The 13,447-nt window shown below is 66.1% G+C and carries 14 protein-coding genes; 4 read left to right on the forward strand and 10 right to left on the reverse strand.

What is annotated here, in order from left to right; all coding sequences use genetic code 11:
- Nucleotide 1: 1 nt before the first annotated feature.
- Both AC3WVS_RS10925 and AC3WVS_RS10930 read right to left on the reverse strand, forming a co-directional pair.
- Entirely contained in the window at nucleotides 2-1,498 is a 1,497-nt protein-coding gene (locus AC3WVS_RS10925; protein ID WP_492318646.1) for a M81 family metallopeptidase, read from the reverse strand.
- A 29-nt stretch (nucleotides 1,499-1,527) separates the two neighbouring features.
- A complete protein-coding gene (locus tag AC3WVS_RS10930) occupies nucleotides 1,528-2,847 on the reverse strand; it encodes an MFS transporter (protein ID WP_058698529.1) in 1,320 nt (439 codons plus the stop codon).
- Between the two features lie 137 nt (nucleotides 2,848-2,984).
- On the opposite strand from AC3WVS_RS10930, the gene AC3WVS_RS10935 reads away from it, so the two are divergent.
- The gene (locus AC3WVS_RS10935; RefSeq protein WP_010809730.1) at nucleotides 2,985-3,947 is read left to right on the forward strand and encodes a LysR family transcriptional regulator; all 963 of its coding nucleotides are present in this window, start codon (nucleotides 2,985-2,987) and stop codon (nucleotides 3,945-3,947) included.
- A gap of 26 nt (nucleotides 3,948-3,973) precedes the next feature.
- Here the strand turns inward: AC3WVS_RS10935 and AC3WVS_RS10940 are convergent, their stop codons facing one another.
- The 6 genes from AC3WVS_RS10940 to AC3WVS_RS10965 all read right to left on the reverse strand — a co-directional run bounded on the left by AC3WVS_RS10940 (nucleotide 3,974) and on the right by AC3WVS_RS10965 (nucleotide 8,948).
- Nucleotides 3,974-4,315 (reverse strand): zinc ribbon domain-containing protein YjdM, encoded by a 342-nt coding sequence (locus tag AC3WVS_RS10940; RefSeq protein WP_492318647.1) that lies wholly within the window; start codon nucleotides 4,313-4,315, stop codon nucleotides 3,974-3,976.
- Between the two features lie 57 nt (nucleotides 4,316-4,372).
- Nucleotides 4,373-4,756: a hypothetical protein gene (locus AC3WVS_RS10945; protein WP_035827758.1), complete on the reverse strand. Its 384-nt coding sequence runs from the start codon at nucleotides 4,754-4,756 to the stop codon at nucleotides 4,373-4,375.
- Nucleotides 4,757-4,878: 122 nt separating this feature from the next.
- The gene (locus tag AC3WVS_RS10950) at nucleotides 4,879-5,889 is read right to left on the reverse strand and encodes a Bug family tripartite tricarboxylate transporter substrate binding protein (protein WP_492318648.1); all 1,011 of its coding nucleotides are present in this window, start codon (nucleotides 5,887-5,889) and stop codon (nucleotides 4,879-4,881) included.
- A gap of 114 nt (nucleotides 5,890-6,003) precedes the next feature.
- On the reverse strand, nucleotides 6,004-7,062 hold the full coding sequence (locus tag AC3WVS_RS10955; RefSeq protein ID WP_492318649.1) for a beta-keto acid cleavage family enzyme: 1,059 nt from the start codon (nucleotides 7,060-7,062) through the stop codon (nucleotides 6,004-6,006).
- A 50-nt stretch (nucleotides 7,063-7,112) separates the two neighbouring features.
- Nucleotides 7,113-7,955, reverse strand: coding sequence for a TauD/TfdA dioxygenase family protein (locus AC3WVS_RS10960; RefSeq protein WP_010809725.1), 843 nt, complete (start codon nucleotides 7,953-7,955; stop codon nucleotides 7,113-7,115).
- A gap of 12 nt (nucleotides 7,956-7,967) precedes the next feature.
- A complete protein-coding gene (locus AC3WVS_RS10965; RefSeq protein ID WP_492318650.1) occupies nucleotides 7,968-8,948 on the reverse strand; it encodes a quinone oxidoreductase family protein in 981 nt (326 codons plus the stop codon).
- 161 nt (nucleotides 8,949-9,109) lie between these two features.
- Here AC3WVS_RS10965 and AC3WVS_RS10970 point away from each other — a divergent pair, with 161 nt between their 5' ends.
- Nucleotides 9,110-10,108 (forward strand): AraC family transcriptional regulator, encoded by a 999-nt coding sequence (locus tag AC3WVS_RS10970; RefSeq protein WP_492318651.1) that lies wholly within the window; start codon nucleotides 9,110-9,112, stop codon nucleotides 10,106-10,108.
- Nucleotides 10,109-10,117: 9 nt separating this feature from the next.
- Here the strand turns inward: AC3WVS_RS10970 and AC3WVS_RS10975 are convergent, their stop codons facing one another.
- Nucleotides 10,118-10,537: a PaaI family thioesterase gene (locus tag AC3WVS_RS10975; RefSeq protein WP_492318691.1), complete on the reverse strand. Its 420-nt coding sequence runs from the start codon at nucleotides 10,535-10,537 to the stop codon at nucleotides 10,118-10,120.
- A 304-nt stretch (nucleotides 10,538-10,841) separates the two neighbouring features.
- On the opposite strand from AC3WVS_RS10975, the gene AC3WVS_RS10980 reads away from it, so the two are divergent.
- Both AC3WVS_RS10980 and AC3WVS_RS10985 read left to right on the forward strand, forming a co-directional pair.
- Nucleotides 10,842-12,248, forward strand: coding sequence for a selenium-binding protein SBP56-related protein (locus AC3WVS_RS10980; protein ID WP_492318652.1), 1,407 nt, complete (start codon nucleotides 10,842-10,844; stop codon nucleotides 12,246-12,248).
- The gene (locus AC3WVS_RS10985) at nucleotides 12,245-12,910 is read left to right on the forward strand and encodes a hypothetical protein (protein WP_492318653.1); all 666 of its coding nucleotides are present in this window, start codon (nucleotides 12,245-12,247) and stop codon (nucleotides 12,908-12,910) included. Before AC3WVS_RS10980 ends, AC3WVS_RS10985 begins: the two co-directional genes overlap by 4 nt.
- A 9-nt stretch (nucleotides 12,911-12,919) precedes the next feature.
- On the opposite strand, the gene uraD is transcribed toward AC3WVS_RS10985, so the two are convergent.
- Nucleotides 12,920-13,438, reverse strand: coding sequence for a 2-oxo-4-hydroxy-4-carboxy-5-ureidoimidazoline decarboxylase (uraD, locus tag AC3WVS_RS10990; protein ID WP_492318654.1), 519 nt, complete (start codon nucleotides 13,436-13,438; stop codon nucleotides 12,920-12,922).
- Nucleotides 13,439-13,447: the final 9 nt, after the last annotated feature.

Raw genomic sequence — 13,447 nt, forward strand, 5'->3', positions numbered from 1 at the left:
ACTAGCCCTGGAAGGGCTTGCCCATCGGCTTGAGACGGATGCCGGGGGCAAGCCTGGTCCAGGGCAGGTCCGCGGGATCCGCCGTCATCGGGCCGGGCGCCTTGGCCACCAGCACGGCGTGCGCAATGCCCTGGAAATCGGCCCGGAAATGCACCGAACTCTTGTTGACGAGAATCTTCATGGCCTCGGGCTCCACCCCGCCCACGCGGAACAGGTTGCGGTCCAGCATCTGGGCCTTGCCGGCACTGACGACCACCAGCACATCGTCGATACGCAGCAGCGCAACGGGCCCGACATCGGCCAGCATGCCGTTCATCATCGGCCCGCCGTAACGGCATACGCCATCGGAGAGCTTCAGCACCTTGAAGCGCCCCCGCAGCGGCTCGTCACCGGGCACCCCGGAAACCCCGCCGAGAGCGACGTCGATGGTGGCTCCCACGCCGGCGCGGTGCGCCTCGGCCGCCACGGCCGGATCCCAGATCAGCCCGATGGCCGCGTGCCGCGCGCCGTGGCGCAGCAAGGCGCGCAGCATGCCCGTGGTGTTCGAGTCGCCACCGGCCCCGGGGTTGTCCTGCGTGTCGGCAATGACCACCGGGCGCGTCGCCCCCTCGGCCAGCCGCATGGCCTCGAGCACGGCTTCGTCCGGCGAGAGGAACGGGACCTCCCAGGCAGGCTCATCGGCCAGCATCCGGTCGTACAAGGCCTGCACCGCCGCGTCGACCGCTGCGGCGTCCTCGCCGTATCCCCAGACCACCGGCCCGCATTCCGGGAAATCGGCTGCGGGAAAGCCCGGCGCGAACGACAGCGACACCACGGCGCCGCTTTCCCCCTGCTGCAGCAGCGAATACATGGCGCGGGCAGGCTCCAGCATCGTGCACATGCCGTTGATCGGGATCAGGAACGGCAGCCGGCGTACTGCGCGATGCAGCGGCCCCCTGCCCTCCAGCAAGCGCTGCAGCAATGCCGCGGCCCGCTCGCCGGTCTCGGCCATGTCCACGTGGGGATACGTTCGATAGGCCACCAGTGCGTCGGCGGCCTCGAGCATCGCCCGCGTGACGTTGGCATGCAGATCGAGCGATGCGACCACCGGCACGCCCGGCCCCACCACGGCACGGATGCGCGCGAGCAAGGTGCCTTCGCCATCGTCCGTATGTTCGGCAACCATCGCGCCGTGCAGGTCCAGATAGACCGCATCGAATCCGCCGGCGCGCGTGGCCTCGACGATTTCGCCGGCAATGCGCTCGAACGCATCCTCGGTCACGTGCGCGGATGGGCTGGCGCCGGCCCAGATCACCGGCAGCAGCATCCAGCCGCGCCGCTCAGCCGCGGCAATGAAGCCGCCGGCCGGAATGTTGACGTCGCGCAGCGACAGCACGTCATCGCCACGCACCATCGCCGGAAAGCCTTCGCCGCGCTCGAAGCTGGCATAGGTGGCCTTTGACGGCGCAAAGGTGTTGGTCTCGTGCTGAAATCCGGCGATCAGAATCCGTGTTGCCAATGTTCTCTCCGTGAATTGAATGGCCAGCCTCAGGCGGGCGAGACCGCGCCCTGGGGCGAGGGCATCCGGTTGGCTACCAGTACGGCCGCTCCGGCCATCAGCAGCGCCACCATCACCAGCAGGCCGGCCTGCATGCTGCCGGTGGCGGTACGCACCGCGCCAATGATGGTCGGGCTCAGGAAGCCGCCAATCAGGCCGATGGTATTGATCAGCGCGATGCCACCGGCGGCGGCATCGCCCTTCAGGTATTGCGACGGAATCGCCCAGAACACGGTATAGGCGGCCCACATCATCGCCGTGGCGACGGTCATGCAGAGCAATGACAGCGGCAGGTTTCCACTCGAGACCGTGGCCAGGGCCAGCGCCACGGCGCCGACAAATGCGGGGACCGCGCTGTGCCAGCGGCGCTCGCCGCGGCGATCCGAGCTGCGGCCGATCACGACCATGGCGATTGCCGCCGCCATGTACGGAATCATCGAATACAGCCCGATCTGCATGGTGTCCGTGACGCCGTCGGCCTTGAGGATCGACGGCAGCCAGAAGCTCACGGCGTAGATGCCGCAGATCATCGTGAAATAGGCAAAGGCCAGCAGGTAGACGCGCCGGTCGCGCGCGACCTGGCCGAATGACTGGTGGCCGCCTGCCGGCACCTGCAGTTCAGCCGCCAGCATGCGCTTCTCTTCGTCGCTGAGCCACTTCGCCTCGGCGGGCCGGTCGGCCAGCACGCGCAGCGCCAGCGCACCGAGCAGCACGCAAGGCAGCCCTTCGACCAGGAACATCCATTGCCAGCCCGCCAGGCCGTAGGCGCCGGACAGTCCTGTCATCAGCCACGTCGACAGCGGCGAGCCGAAGATCCCGCCGATGGGCCCGGCCAGCATCACCACGGCCATCACGCGCGCCATGCGACGCTGCCCGTACCAGTAGGTCAGGTAGAAGATCATGCCCGGTGCAAAGCCGGCCTCGAACACGCCGAGCAGGAAGCGCAGCACATAGAACGTGGTCTCGTCACGCACGAACATCATGCCCGCGGAAGTGAGACCCCACAGCACCAGGATGCGGCTGATGGTCTTGCGGGCGCCAATCCGGGGCAGCAGCAGGTTGCTCGGGATTTCGAACAGGACGTAGCCGAAGAAGAAGATGCCGGCGCCCAGCCCGTACACCGCATCGGAAAAGCCGAGATCGCTTTGCATCTGCAGCTTGGCAAAGCCGATGTTGACGCGATCCAGGTAGGCAAAGGTGTAGCAGAGCAGCAGGAACGGCAACAGGCGCCAGTTCAGCTTGCGGTACAGCGCCTGCTGCGCGGCGCTGCCATACTCCGGCGTGGTACGTGGGGGCAGGGTTGCGGACATGTCGGTCTCTCCCGTGGTCGGCTCTATCTCTTGTGGATGCGATGTCGTTCAGGGTCGATCGTCTGGCATATGAAAAAACAGAGCAAGAGCAACTTAAGTCAGCTATCGTTGCCCTATTGGCAACAGCTGGATCCGACATGCGGGAACTGAACCAGCGCAGGCTGCGCTATTTTCACGAGGTACTGACACATGGCTCGATCCGTGGCGCGGCCGACAGCATCAACACCTCGCCATCGGTGATCACGCGCCAGATCCGGCTGCTGGAAGATGAGGTCGGCGCGCCGCTGTTCGACCGCCATGCACGCGGGGTGCAGCCGACCGAAGCCGCGGTGCATCTGCTCGAGTACTGGCGCGGCTGCCGCGCACAGCAGGAGCTCTTCGAAGACCGCCTGCAGGCCTTGCGCGGCCTGCAGCACGGCCAGGTGCGCATCGCCACCAGCGAGGGCTATGTCGACGGACTGATGGACGAAGTGCTGACGGACTTCTGTGCGCGCTATCCCAGGCTCGACGTGACCGTCGACATCCTCCCGGTCAACAACGTCCTGCAAGAGGTAGCGGAAAGCCGCGCACATATCGGGCTGGCCTACAATCCGCCCGCGCATGCCGATATCGCCTGGGTGGCCACGTCATCGCAGCCGGTGGTGCTGCTGGTGCATGCCGGGCATCCGCTGGCACGCCGGGGCGGCAAGGTCGACGTGCACGAACTGGGCGACTACCCGCTGGCGATGATGCCGCCGGCATTCGGACTCGGGCAGGTCGTGCAGATGCTGGCCTACACGGAGAATGTCCAGATCCGCCCGACGCTGACCACGAACTCCCTGGCCGTGCTGCGCCATTTCGTGAAGCGGCATGATGGCATCACGCTCATCGGCGGGTTCGCGGCCTATCGTGAATTGCAGTCCGGCGAGCTGGTGACGCTGCCTATCGCCCATCCGCTGTTCGAGGCCGCCAAGGCACGCCTGCTGGTGAAGGCTGGCCGCCCGATGGGCGTGGCCGCGAATACGCTGCTGGACTGTATCCTGCGCGACATGCAGATGTTCGCGGCAGCCCGTTCGCGCAGCCGGGGGACAACCCCGTCCCGGAAGCCGCCGCGCAGGTGACTGAGCGGCGAAGGTGCAACGTCCGTTCAAACCTTCCTGACGAACTCCGATTTCAGGCTCATGGCACCAAAGCCGTCGATCTTGCAGTCGATATCGTGGTCACCGTCGACCAGGCGGATGTTCTTCACCTTGGTACCCATCTTGACCACACCGGCCGACCCCTTCAGCTTCAGGTCCTTGATGACGGTGACGGTGTCCCCGTCCTGCAGGACATTGCCTGCCGCATCGCGATAAACCCTGGCCTCCGGTTCGGCCGGCGCCGCTGCCTGCGCCGACCATTCATGCGCGCATTCCGGGCAGACGTAGAGGCCCCCGTCTTCATAGGTGAACTCGGAATGACATTTTGGGCAGGGAGGCAAAGCGCTCATGGGAACTCTCGGGTGTCCGGCCAGGGCCGTAAAGGAGCGGAAGTATACCGCCCCCGCCTATGGCAACATCTCGGGCGGCAGCACGCTCCATCCCGAAATGCTGCCGGACGTGGTCAGGCGCTGGCTCCTGAGGACGCCGTTCTCGTCGAACTCGAAGAAAACCGTCGACGACCGGATCGCGCCGCCGGCGAACAGCGGGCCAATGAACGGGATAAAGCTCTCAGGGTGCGGCCTGGAGGCCGCAAACGAATAGATCAGGATGGTCGACCCGTTGACCAGGGTGGTCTGCGACGAGGGCTTCCCCAGCTGGGTGGTAACGTCGTCGAGGGTGGAGAAACCGAGCAGGAAGTTCGCCATCTGCTCCTGTTTCACCTCGACGCCCGTCGATACGCAGGCGGCCAGCATGACGCAAGTCACAATCAATGCGTGAGCAGGCTTCATATCGTCACCGCCATACTTTTTGCGCCGGGGCCGGGACGCGCTGAAGGCGCCCGGCGCGCCATGCAGAAAGCATACAACTTTGCTGAACGATTCGCCGAGGCCCGCGCAAGGCGGGCCTCCCCCTACTCCGGCACGAAATGTATCGACCGCAGCAACTCCGCCTGCCGCTCATGGGCGGCGCGCGCATCCCTGGACAGCGCCTCGCTGCTGAGCGGTTGCCCGGCGTCCATGCCCATGGCCTCCACGCGCTCGCGGTAGCCGGGCTGCTGCACGATGGCCAGCGTGGCGTTGCGGATCTTTTCCTGCACCGCCGCCGGCACGTCCGGCGGCAGCCACACCCCCATCCAGCCGGGCTCGGTCATCGCCGGGAAGCCGACTTCGGCGAAGGTCGGCACATCCGGCAGCGCGGGAATGCGCCTGGGATACGCCACGGCATAGGCCTTGAGCTTGCCGGACTTGATCAGCGGCAGCGACGTGGCCAGGCCGTCGAACATCAGCGGCACATGGCCGCCCATCACGTCCTGCAGCGCGGGCGGCGATCCCTTATAGCCGACATGCTTCATATCCACGCCGGCCAGGCGGTTGAACTGGACGCCGATGGTCTGGCCGCGCATGCCGGCGGCATAAGAGGCATAGTCGATCTGCCCGGGCTTGCTCTTGATGTAGGCAAGCAGTTCGCTGAAGTTCTTCGCCGGCAGCTTGGGGTTGCCCACCAGCACCAGCCCCGTGCGTGCCACCTGGGCAACGGGTTTCAGGTCCTTGAAGGGATCGAACGAGACCTTGAGCGCCAGCGGCGTTTCGGAAACGATGCCACCCTGGATCAGCAGCAGCGTATGCCCGTCATGCGGTGCGGAAAGCAGTGTGTTGACCGCGATCGCGCCAGCGCCGCCCGGCTTCTGCTCGACGATCACCGGCTTGCCCAGCGACTGCGTCAGCCCCTCGGCCAGCATGCGCCCGAGGATATCGGCGGTGCCGCCGGCGGGGCCGCCGACCACGATCTTGACCACCTTGGTCGGCCACGCCTGGGCATAGGCGATCGATGGGAGCGCAGCCGGCAGCGCCACCGACAGCGCCAGGCCGAGCATGCATGACAGCGACGCCCTGCGGCGTGCCGACGGTTGTGCTTGATTCATGGTTGTCTCCGAATGTTCGAGGGTTGTTCAGGGCAGCAGCCGGCTTCATCGTGAGCCGGTGATCTGCCACCCCTGCCCTTCTGCTGGCGCATCGCCAGTGCCGACCGACCCGGGTCAGGCGGCCTTGCGCAGGAAGCCCTGATTGCCGCCATTGCGGTTCGGCGCGAAGCCGTTGGCCTCCAGCGTCTCTTCGACCGTGTCGTAGAACACGCCGATCTTCTGGATCTCGCGCGCTTCCTGGGCCGTTGCCACCTTGCGGCCGAATTCGCCCGCGATGCGCACCAGTTGCTCGATCTGCTTCACCGTGCTCATCTTGGCCGTGCGCGACTGGTTCCAGAGGCAGTCCTCGGTCCCGCACCGCACATGCAGGCCCAGGGCAATCCCCATCATGTTCACAGGCAGCACGTTGCGCACGGAGCTTTCGACGGTCAGCACCGCGCCATCCGGCACGGCGCGGACGATGTTGGCGAGGTTGAAGACGCTCGGCGCATCCATGCCGCCGCTGATCGCCACCCAGTTCATGACCAGCGGGCCCTTGTACACGCCGCGCCGGATCAGCCGCTCAACGGATTCGAAGCTATTGATGTTGTAGCACTGGAATGCGCTCTGGATGCCGGCAGCGGACAGGCGGCGGATGTGCTCTTCGACCCAGCCAGGCTGGGCGGGAACCGTCATTTCCTTGTACGCGTTGAAGATCGCGGGGTTCTCGCGCGAGGTGCCCTTGAAATCCGCAAGTTCCGCATGCTCCGTCACGTTCATCTGCGACGTGTTCACCGTGACGGTCACCTGGTCCGGAACGGGGTCGAGTTCGGCAAGCATGTGGCGCGTGTCGTCGGAAAGCCACTTGGCGGCATCCCCCTCGTTTTCCGGGGCGAAGCTGATCGAACCGCCCACCTGGATGACCATCTCCGGCACCGCCTTGCGCACCCCGGCGATCAGCTCGTTGAACCTGGACAGACGCTTCGAGCCCTTGCCGTCGAGTTCGCGCACATGCAGGTGCAGCACAGTCGCGCCGGCGTTGTAGCAATCCACGGCCTTCTGGATCTGGTCTTCCATCGTCACGGGGATGTCTTCCGGGAAATCGGAGGGCAGCCAGCCCGGTGCGTACGGTGCCGCGGTGATGATCAGCGGCTGCTGGTTTTCAGGGAACAGGGATCCATCGAGGTAGTGCACGGCATGTCTCCATTGATAAAGGCACGTGGCCTGGCGGCGGCTGGCGCGCCTCAGAACGGCTTGTCGCCGATGATGGCGGCGCGCTCCATCTTGCGCGGCGCCGGCCAGTAGTCCTGCACCGCGTAGTGCTGGGTGCAGCGGTTGTCCCAGATGGCCACGCTGTTGGGCTGCCAGCGGAACCGCACCTGGTATTCGGGAATCGCCGCCTGGCTGATCAGGTAGTTCAGCAGATGGCTGGCGCCCGGGGTCTTGTCCTGTCCGTAGCGCACGTTCTCGGGCGTATGGAAGTTGGCGAAATGCGTGGAGAAGCCGCAGACGTAGAGCGCCTTCTCGCCGGTTTCCGGATGCGTGCGCACCACCGGGTGCTCGACCATGGGGTACTGCGCGGCAAGGCTGGCGCGCTTTTCCGGGCTCATCGCCGCGCCGAACGAATGCTCGATGCTGTGCTTGGCGCGCAGGCCGGCGATGCGCTGCTTGATTTCCTCGGGCAGGTGCTCGTAGGCCGCCGCCATGTTGACCCAGATGGTGTCGCCGCCGACCGGCGGGCATTCGATGCAGCGCAGCACGCAGCCCATGGGCGGGGTTTCGCGCCAGCTGCCATCGGTGTGGTAGCTGTTCTCGTAGTTCTCGCGCTTGTCGCTGCGATAGATCTGGACCAGCCCCGGATGATCGGGATCGCTGCCGGCGACGGGATGGTCTTCCAGTTCGCCGAAGCGGCGCGCGAACGCCACGTGGTCCGCGCGGGAGATTTCCTGGTCGCGCAGGAACAGCACCTTGTGCGTGAGCAGCAGGGACTTGATCTCGGCAAACAGCGCGTCGTCGCGCGCGGCATCGGCCAGGCTGACGCCGCTGACTTCGGCGCCGATATTGCAGGTAAGGGGTTGGGCTCGCATGGGGACGCTCCTTTACAGCACAAAGATCGAAGACCCGGTGGTCTTGCGTGATTCCAGGTCGCGGTGGGCCTGCACGGCATCCTGCAGCGCATAGCGCTGGTTGATTTCGATGCGGATACGGCCGGCGGCAACATGGCCGAACACCTCGGCGGCCAGTTCCGCCTTTTCGGCGGGGTCCGCAATGTAGTCGGCCAGCGCCGGACGGGTCAGGTAGACCGAACCCTTCCTCGCCAGCAACTGCGGATCGAATGGCGGGATGGTGCCGGAGGCCGTGCCAACGCAGACCATCAACCCGCGCCGCTTCAGCGAGTCCAGCGACGCCATGAAGGTGCTCTTGCCCACGCTGTCGAAGACCACCGACACGCCTGCGCCATCGGTCAGTTCCCGCACCCGCTTTGCCACGTCCTCATGGCTGTAGTTGATGATGTGGTCGCAGCCATGGGCGCGCGCCACCTCTGCCTTGGCCTCGGTCGAGACAGTGCCGATCACGGTCAGGCCGAGCAGCCTGGCCCATTGCGCGACGATCAGCCCCACGCCGCCGGCAGCCGCGTGCAGCAGGATGGTTTCGCCACCCTGGAACGGGTAGATGCGGCGCATCAGGTAGGCGGAGGTCAGGCCGCGCATGGTCATTGCTGCCGCGGTCTCGAAGCTGATCGCTTCCGGCACGCGGATCAGCGGTGCGGCGGGCACCAGGCGCTCGGTGCTGTACGCACCCAGGGTGTTGATAAAGCCGGTGTATGTGACGCGATCGCCCTCCGCGACATGGGTCACGCCCGGCCCGACCGCCTGCACCACGCCGGCTGCCTCCACGCCCATGCCGCTAGGCAGCGGCACCGGGTAGGTGCCGTTGCGGAAGTAAGTGTCGGCATAGTTCAGCCCGACCGCGGCGTGGCGGATCCGCACCTCGCCCGGGCCCGGGTCGCCTACCTCGGCGTCCTCATAGCGGAGGACTTCGGGCCCTCCGGTCTCGTACATGCGAATGGCTTTTGCCAAGGCTGTCTCCTGATTGTCGTGTCCTGCCCGCGCCGCTATCATTGGCGCGACGGAAACGATTGTCAGACAGCCATGGCGCGGCACCCTTGACCGATTGCGCCAGGATTTGACATTTGATGACGGACACGACCGACGCCCCCACCCACTCTCGCGGCAGCCTTATGACCGTCCTTGTTCGCAGCGCTTCCCTGACCAAATACCTGGCGATTGCCCGGGGCGCGGGCCTGGATCCGGTGCGCATGGTGGCCCAGGCAGGCCTGGACCAGGCCTGCCTGTACACCCCGGACCTGCGCATCCCGGAAGCGCGCCTGGCCGAAGTGCTGGAGGCCTCGGCGCGCGTCACGGCCTGCCATTCGCTTGGCCTGATGGTGGGGGAATCGTGGCGCCTGTCAGACTTCGGCCCGGTCAGCCTGCTGCTGCAGCACCAGCCCACGCTGCGCCACGCGCTGGCGGAGATCGAGCGCTACCGCCACTGGCTCAGCGACTCCATCTCCATCCTGGTCACGGAGTATCCCGAGATCGCGGTGCTGCATGTGACGTTGCAGACCGGCCGGCACCAGCCCGGCAGGCAGGCCATGGAACTGACCGTGGCCGCCCTGTACAGCCTGATCCGCGCCATCCTGGGCGCGTCCTGGAAGCCGCACAGCGTGCACTTCGCCCATGCGGCGCCGGCCGACCTGCAAATCCACCGGCGCCTGTTCGGGCAGCACATTGAGTTCGGTTCGGAGTTCGACGGGCTGGTGCTCGCCAGCGGCGACCTGGATCGCATCAACCCGCTGGCCGATGCCAGCCTGGCCGGGTATGCCAGGGGCTTCCTCGACCTGCAGCCGGGGGCCGGCAAGCCTTCGATCGCGGCCGACGTCCGGCGCACCCTGCACCAGCTGTTGCCGCGCGGGCGCGGCGCGGTGGAACAGGTCGCGCAGAGCCTTGGCATCAGTCCGCGCACCCTGCAGCGCCAGCTGGAGCAGGATGGCGATACCTTCTCCGCGCTGGTCAATGAGGTGCGCCGCGAGCTTGCGCAACGCTACCTGCAGGATCCGCAGCGGCCGCTGGCCCGGGTCGCCACGCTGCTGGGGTTTTCGGAACCCAGCGCGTTCTCGCGCTGGTTCGCGGCACAGTTCGGCAAGTCGCCGACACGCTGGCGCCAGGACGGCGCCTGAGCGCACTGCCTACTTCAGGTACTTCATCGTGGCGACGCCCGTTGCCACCAGCAGCTCCCCATCCAGCCACACCTCTGCGCGCGCAAAGAAGATCGAGCGTCCGCGCCGGTCGACCATGCCCTTTGCGGTCAGCAGCTTGCCCGTGCCGTTGCTCAGGAAGTTCGAGGTCAGCGACAGCGTGACCGCATGGCGCGCGGCCTCGCCCGGCGCCGAGTAAAGGCCCGAATAGCCAGTGGCGGCATCGAGCAAGGTGCAGATGGTGCCGCCATGCACGACCCGGCTGCGGTTGAGCATACTGGGCGCGAGCGGCAGCTCAAGTTCTACATAGTCGTCGCGCCACTCGGTGATCCTGACACCGATGCTCTCCAGTGCCGGATTGTCCAGGCAGAACTTCTCATCGCCCTCACCTTGAGGTTTCACCGCATCCATTGCTTGGGTTTCCATTTCGCTGATCGTTTCGCTGATACCGGCGTGGCGCGCGTCGCGCGCTGGCCCGGAGCCTCATTTCTGCTTGATTTATGGCTTTTCGTAAATCTCTATTTCACGAAGCGCATCTTTTGCCAGCATGAATCGGCACCCTGGAGGTCATTCCTTTGCCGCGCCTGTGCCGCCTTTGACTCGGTATTGAGAACGACCTAGGCTAAGTAGGCTTCCCCTGCACCTTGGCCACGCGCCACGGGCAAGTGATGTACCGGCGACGTTGCGACGTCCTGCAAAACCAGGAGGGCTCACCATGAACATGCGGCCAGATCCGACATTTCACGCCTCGCCGAAACTCGCGATCAGCGCACCAGCGGAATCATTTGCCTATACGGTGCTGCTAAGCCCCGACGCCTCGCAGCCAGACGCGCTCGCGGTGATCGACGCCAAACCCGGCTCGCCCACCTACAGCCAGGTGGTGCATACCGTGCCGATGACCAACAAGGGCGACGAGTTGCACCATTTCGGCTGGAATGCGTGCTCGTCGTCGTTGTCGCCGCTGACCGGCCATGCGTTTCTCGAACGGCGCTACCTGATCATTCCGGGCATGCGCTCGTCGCGCCTGTATATCATCGACACCAAGCCGCACCCGACCCAGGCACGGATCCACAAGATCGTTGAACCGGACGAGATCTTCCGCAAGACCGGCTACTCCAGGCCGCACACCGTGCACTGCGGGCCGGAGGGCATCTATGTCAGCACGCTCGGGGGCGGTGGCCCGGATGGCACGGACGGCGCGCCCGGCATCTTCATCATGGATTGCGAGACCTTCGACGTGCTGGGCCGCTGGGAAATCGACCGCGGCGAGCAGGAAAAGCACTACGACTTCTGGTGGAACCTGCCGCGCGACTACATGGTGTCGAGCGAATGGGCCCTGCCGCCGCAGTTCGAGAACGGGCTGGTGCCCGAGGACCTGCTGGGCAACCGCTACGGGCACAAGCTGCATTTCTGGGACCTGCGGGCGCGCCGCAACGTGCAGACCATCGACCTTGGCGCCAACCACCAGATGGCGCTGGAAGTCCGGCCTGCGCATGATCCGATCCGGGAATACGGCTTTGTTGGCGTGGTGGTCGATACCACCAACCTGGAAGGCTCGATCTGGACCTGGTGGCGCGAAGGCGGCAAGTTCCACGCCGAGAAGACCGCAACCATCCCGCCCGAAGCCGCCGACGCAAGCCTGCTGCCGCCGCTGCTGCAGGGCTTCGGCGCCGTGCCGCCGCTGGTGACCGATATCGATCTGTCCCTCGACGACAAGTTCCTCTACGTGTCCTGCTGGGGCACCGGCGAAATGCGGCAGTATGACGTGAGCGATCCGCGCAACCTGAAGCTCGCCGGCTCGGTCCATATCGGCGGCATCGTCCGCCGCACGCCGCATCCCAACGGCAAGCCCTTCACCGGCGGCCCGCAGATGGTCGAGATCAGCCGCGACGGCAAGCGCGTCTACTGGACCAACTCGCTCTACTCCACCTGGGACAACCAGTTCTACCCAGACGGCATCCCCGGCACGCAGGTCATGGCGCATGCCGGCCCGGACGGCGGGCTGACGCTGGCCGATGACTACTGGGTCGAGTTTCCGGAAGGCTACCGCGCGCACCAGATCCGGCTGGAAGGCGGCGACTGCTCGACCGACTCGTTTTGCTATCCGTCGGTCAAGGCTTGACCGGTCACGCCTGGGAACAGATCGGCCTCTGGTCGGCAGTGCTGGCCAGCGGCCTCTATCACGGCATCAACCCGGCCATGGGCTGGCCGCTGGCGGTAGCGAACGGCCTGCTGGCGCATAGCAGCCGCGCCCTCCTTGCTGCGCTCGGGTACCTGGCTTTCGGGCATGCGCTTGCGGTATTGGCGGTGACGCTGCCTTTCGGCATGCTGGCGGCCCTGGTCGCCTGGCAAGCGCAGATCCGCATCGGCGCCAGCGTGCTGCTGATCGGCTGCGGCATCGTGCTGCTGCTCAGGCGAGGCCACCCGCGCGCACTGGTGCGCATCGCGCCATCGCGGCTGGCGCTATGGTCGTTCGCGGTGGCGATCGCGCATGGTGCCGGCCTGATGCTGGTGCCGATCTATCTTGGCCTCTGCCGTGTCGAGACGGACCTGGGGCACCAGGCCGCCGCCACGCTCGCCAGCGCCAACCTGGGCATGGCGCTGCTGGTGTCCGTCATCCACACCCTGGCCATGTTCGCCGTGGGCGGCGCCATGGCATGGCTGGTCTACCGCTACCTGGGACTGAAGTTCGTGTCGCGGAGCTGGTTCAACCTGGAGGCGGTCTGGGCCGCCAGCCTCATCCTGGTGGGGATGCTGGCGCTGGCGCTTGAAGCCTTTGGATAGGCGCTGGACTCAACCGGCCAGCCGCGCCGCCAGCCGCCCTCGCGTGATCGCGGCGATCTGTGCCAGCGCTTCGTCAAGCTCCTGCTGCGTGCTGCGGCCAAGCCGGCGCTCGAACGCGGCGAAGATGCCTTCGCGGGTGTAGTGGCGCACGCAGATGATGAACGGGAAGCCGTGGCGCGCCTGGTAGTCAGCGTTGAGCTGGTCCAGCGTGGCCTCTTGCTGCGCCGACATCGCATCCAGGCCGGCGCTCTTCTGCTCGGCGTTGGAATCGGCCGTCATCGTGCCCGCGCGGATATTGCGTGCCGACAACTGCGGGTGCAGGTTCAGGAAATCACGCTGGCGCGGCTCGTCGAGCTTGCGCACCACGTCCATCATGGCGCCATGCAGCGCCGTTGCCGATGCGAACGGCCGCTGCGCCCAGGCGCCCTCGGCGGCCTGCGGAAAGTGTTCGAACACGCTGCCGAAGGCATCGGCAAAGGCCGCTTCGTCCAGGGCGTTGACCGACGCCAGGTCGAGTGGTTGAGACATGGATGCTTC

The sequence above is a fragment of the Cupriavidus sp. CPT47-8839-RL05A genome (assembly GCF_058792255.1).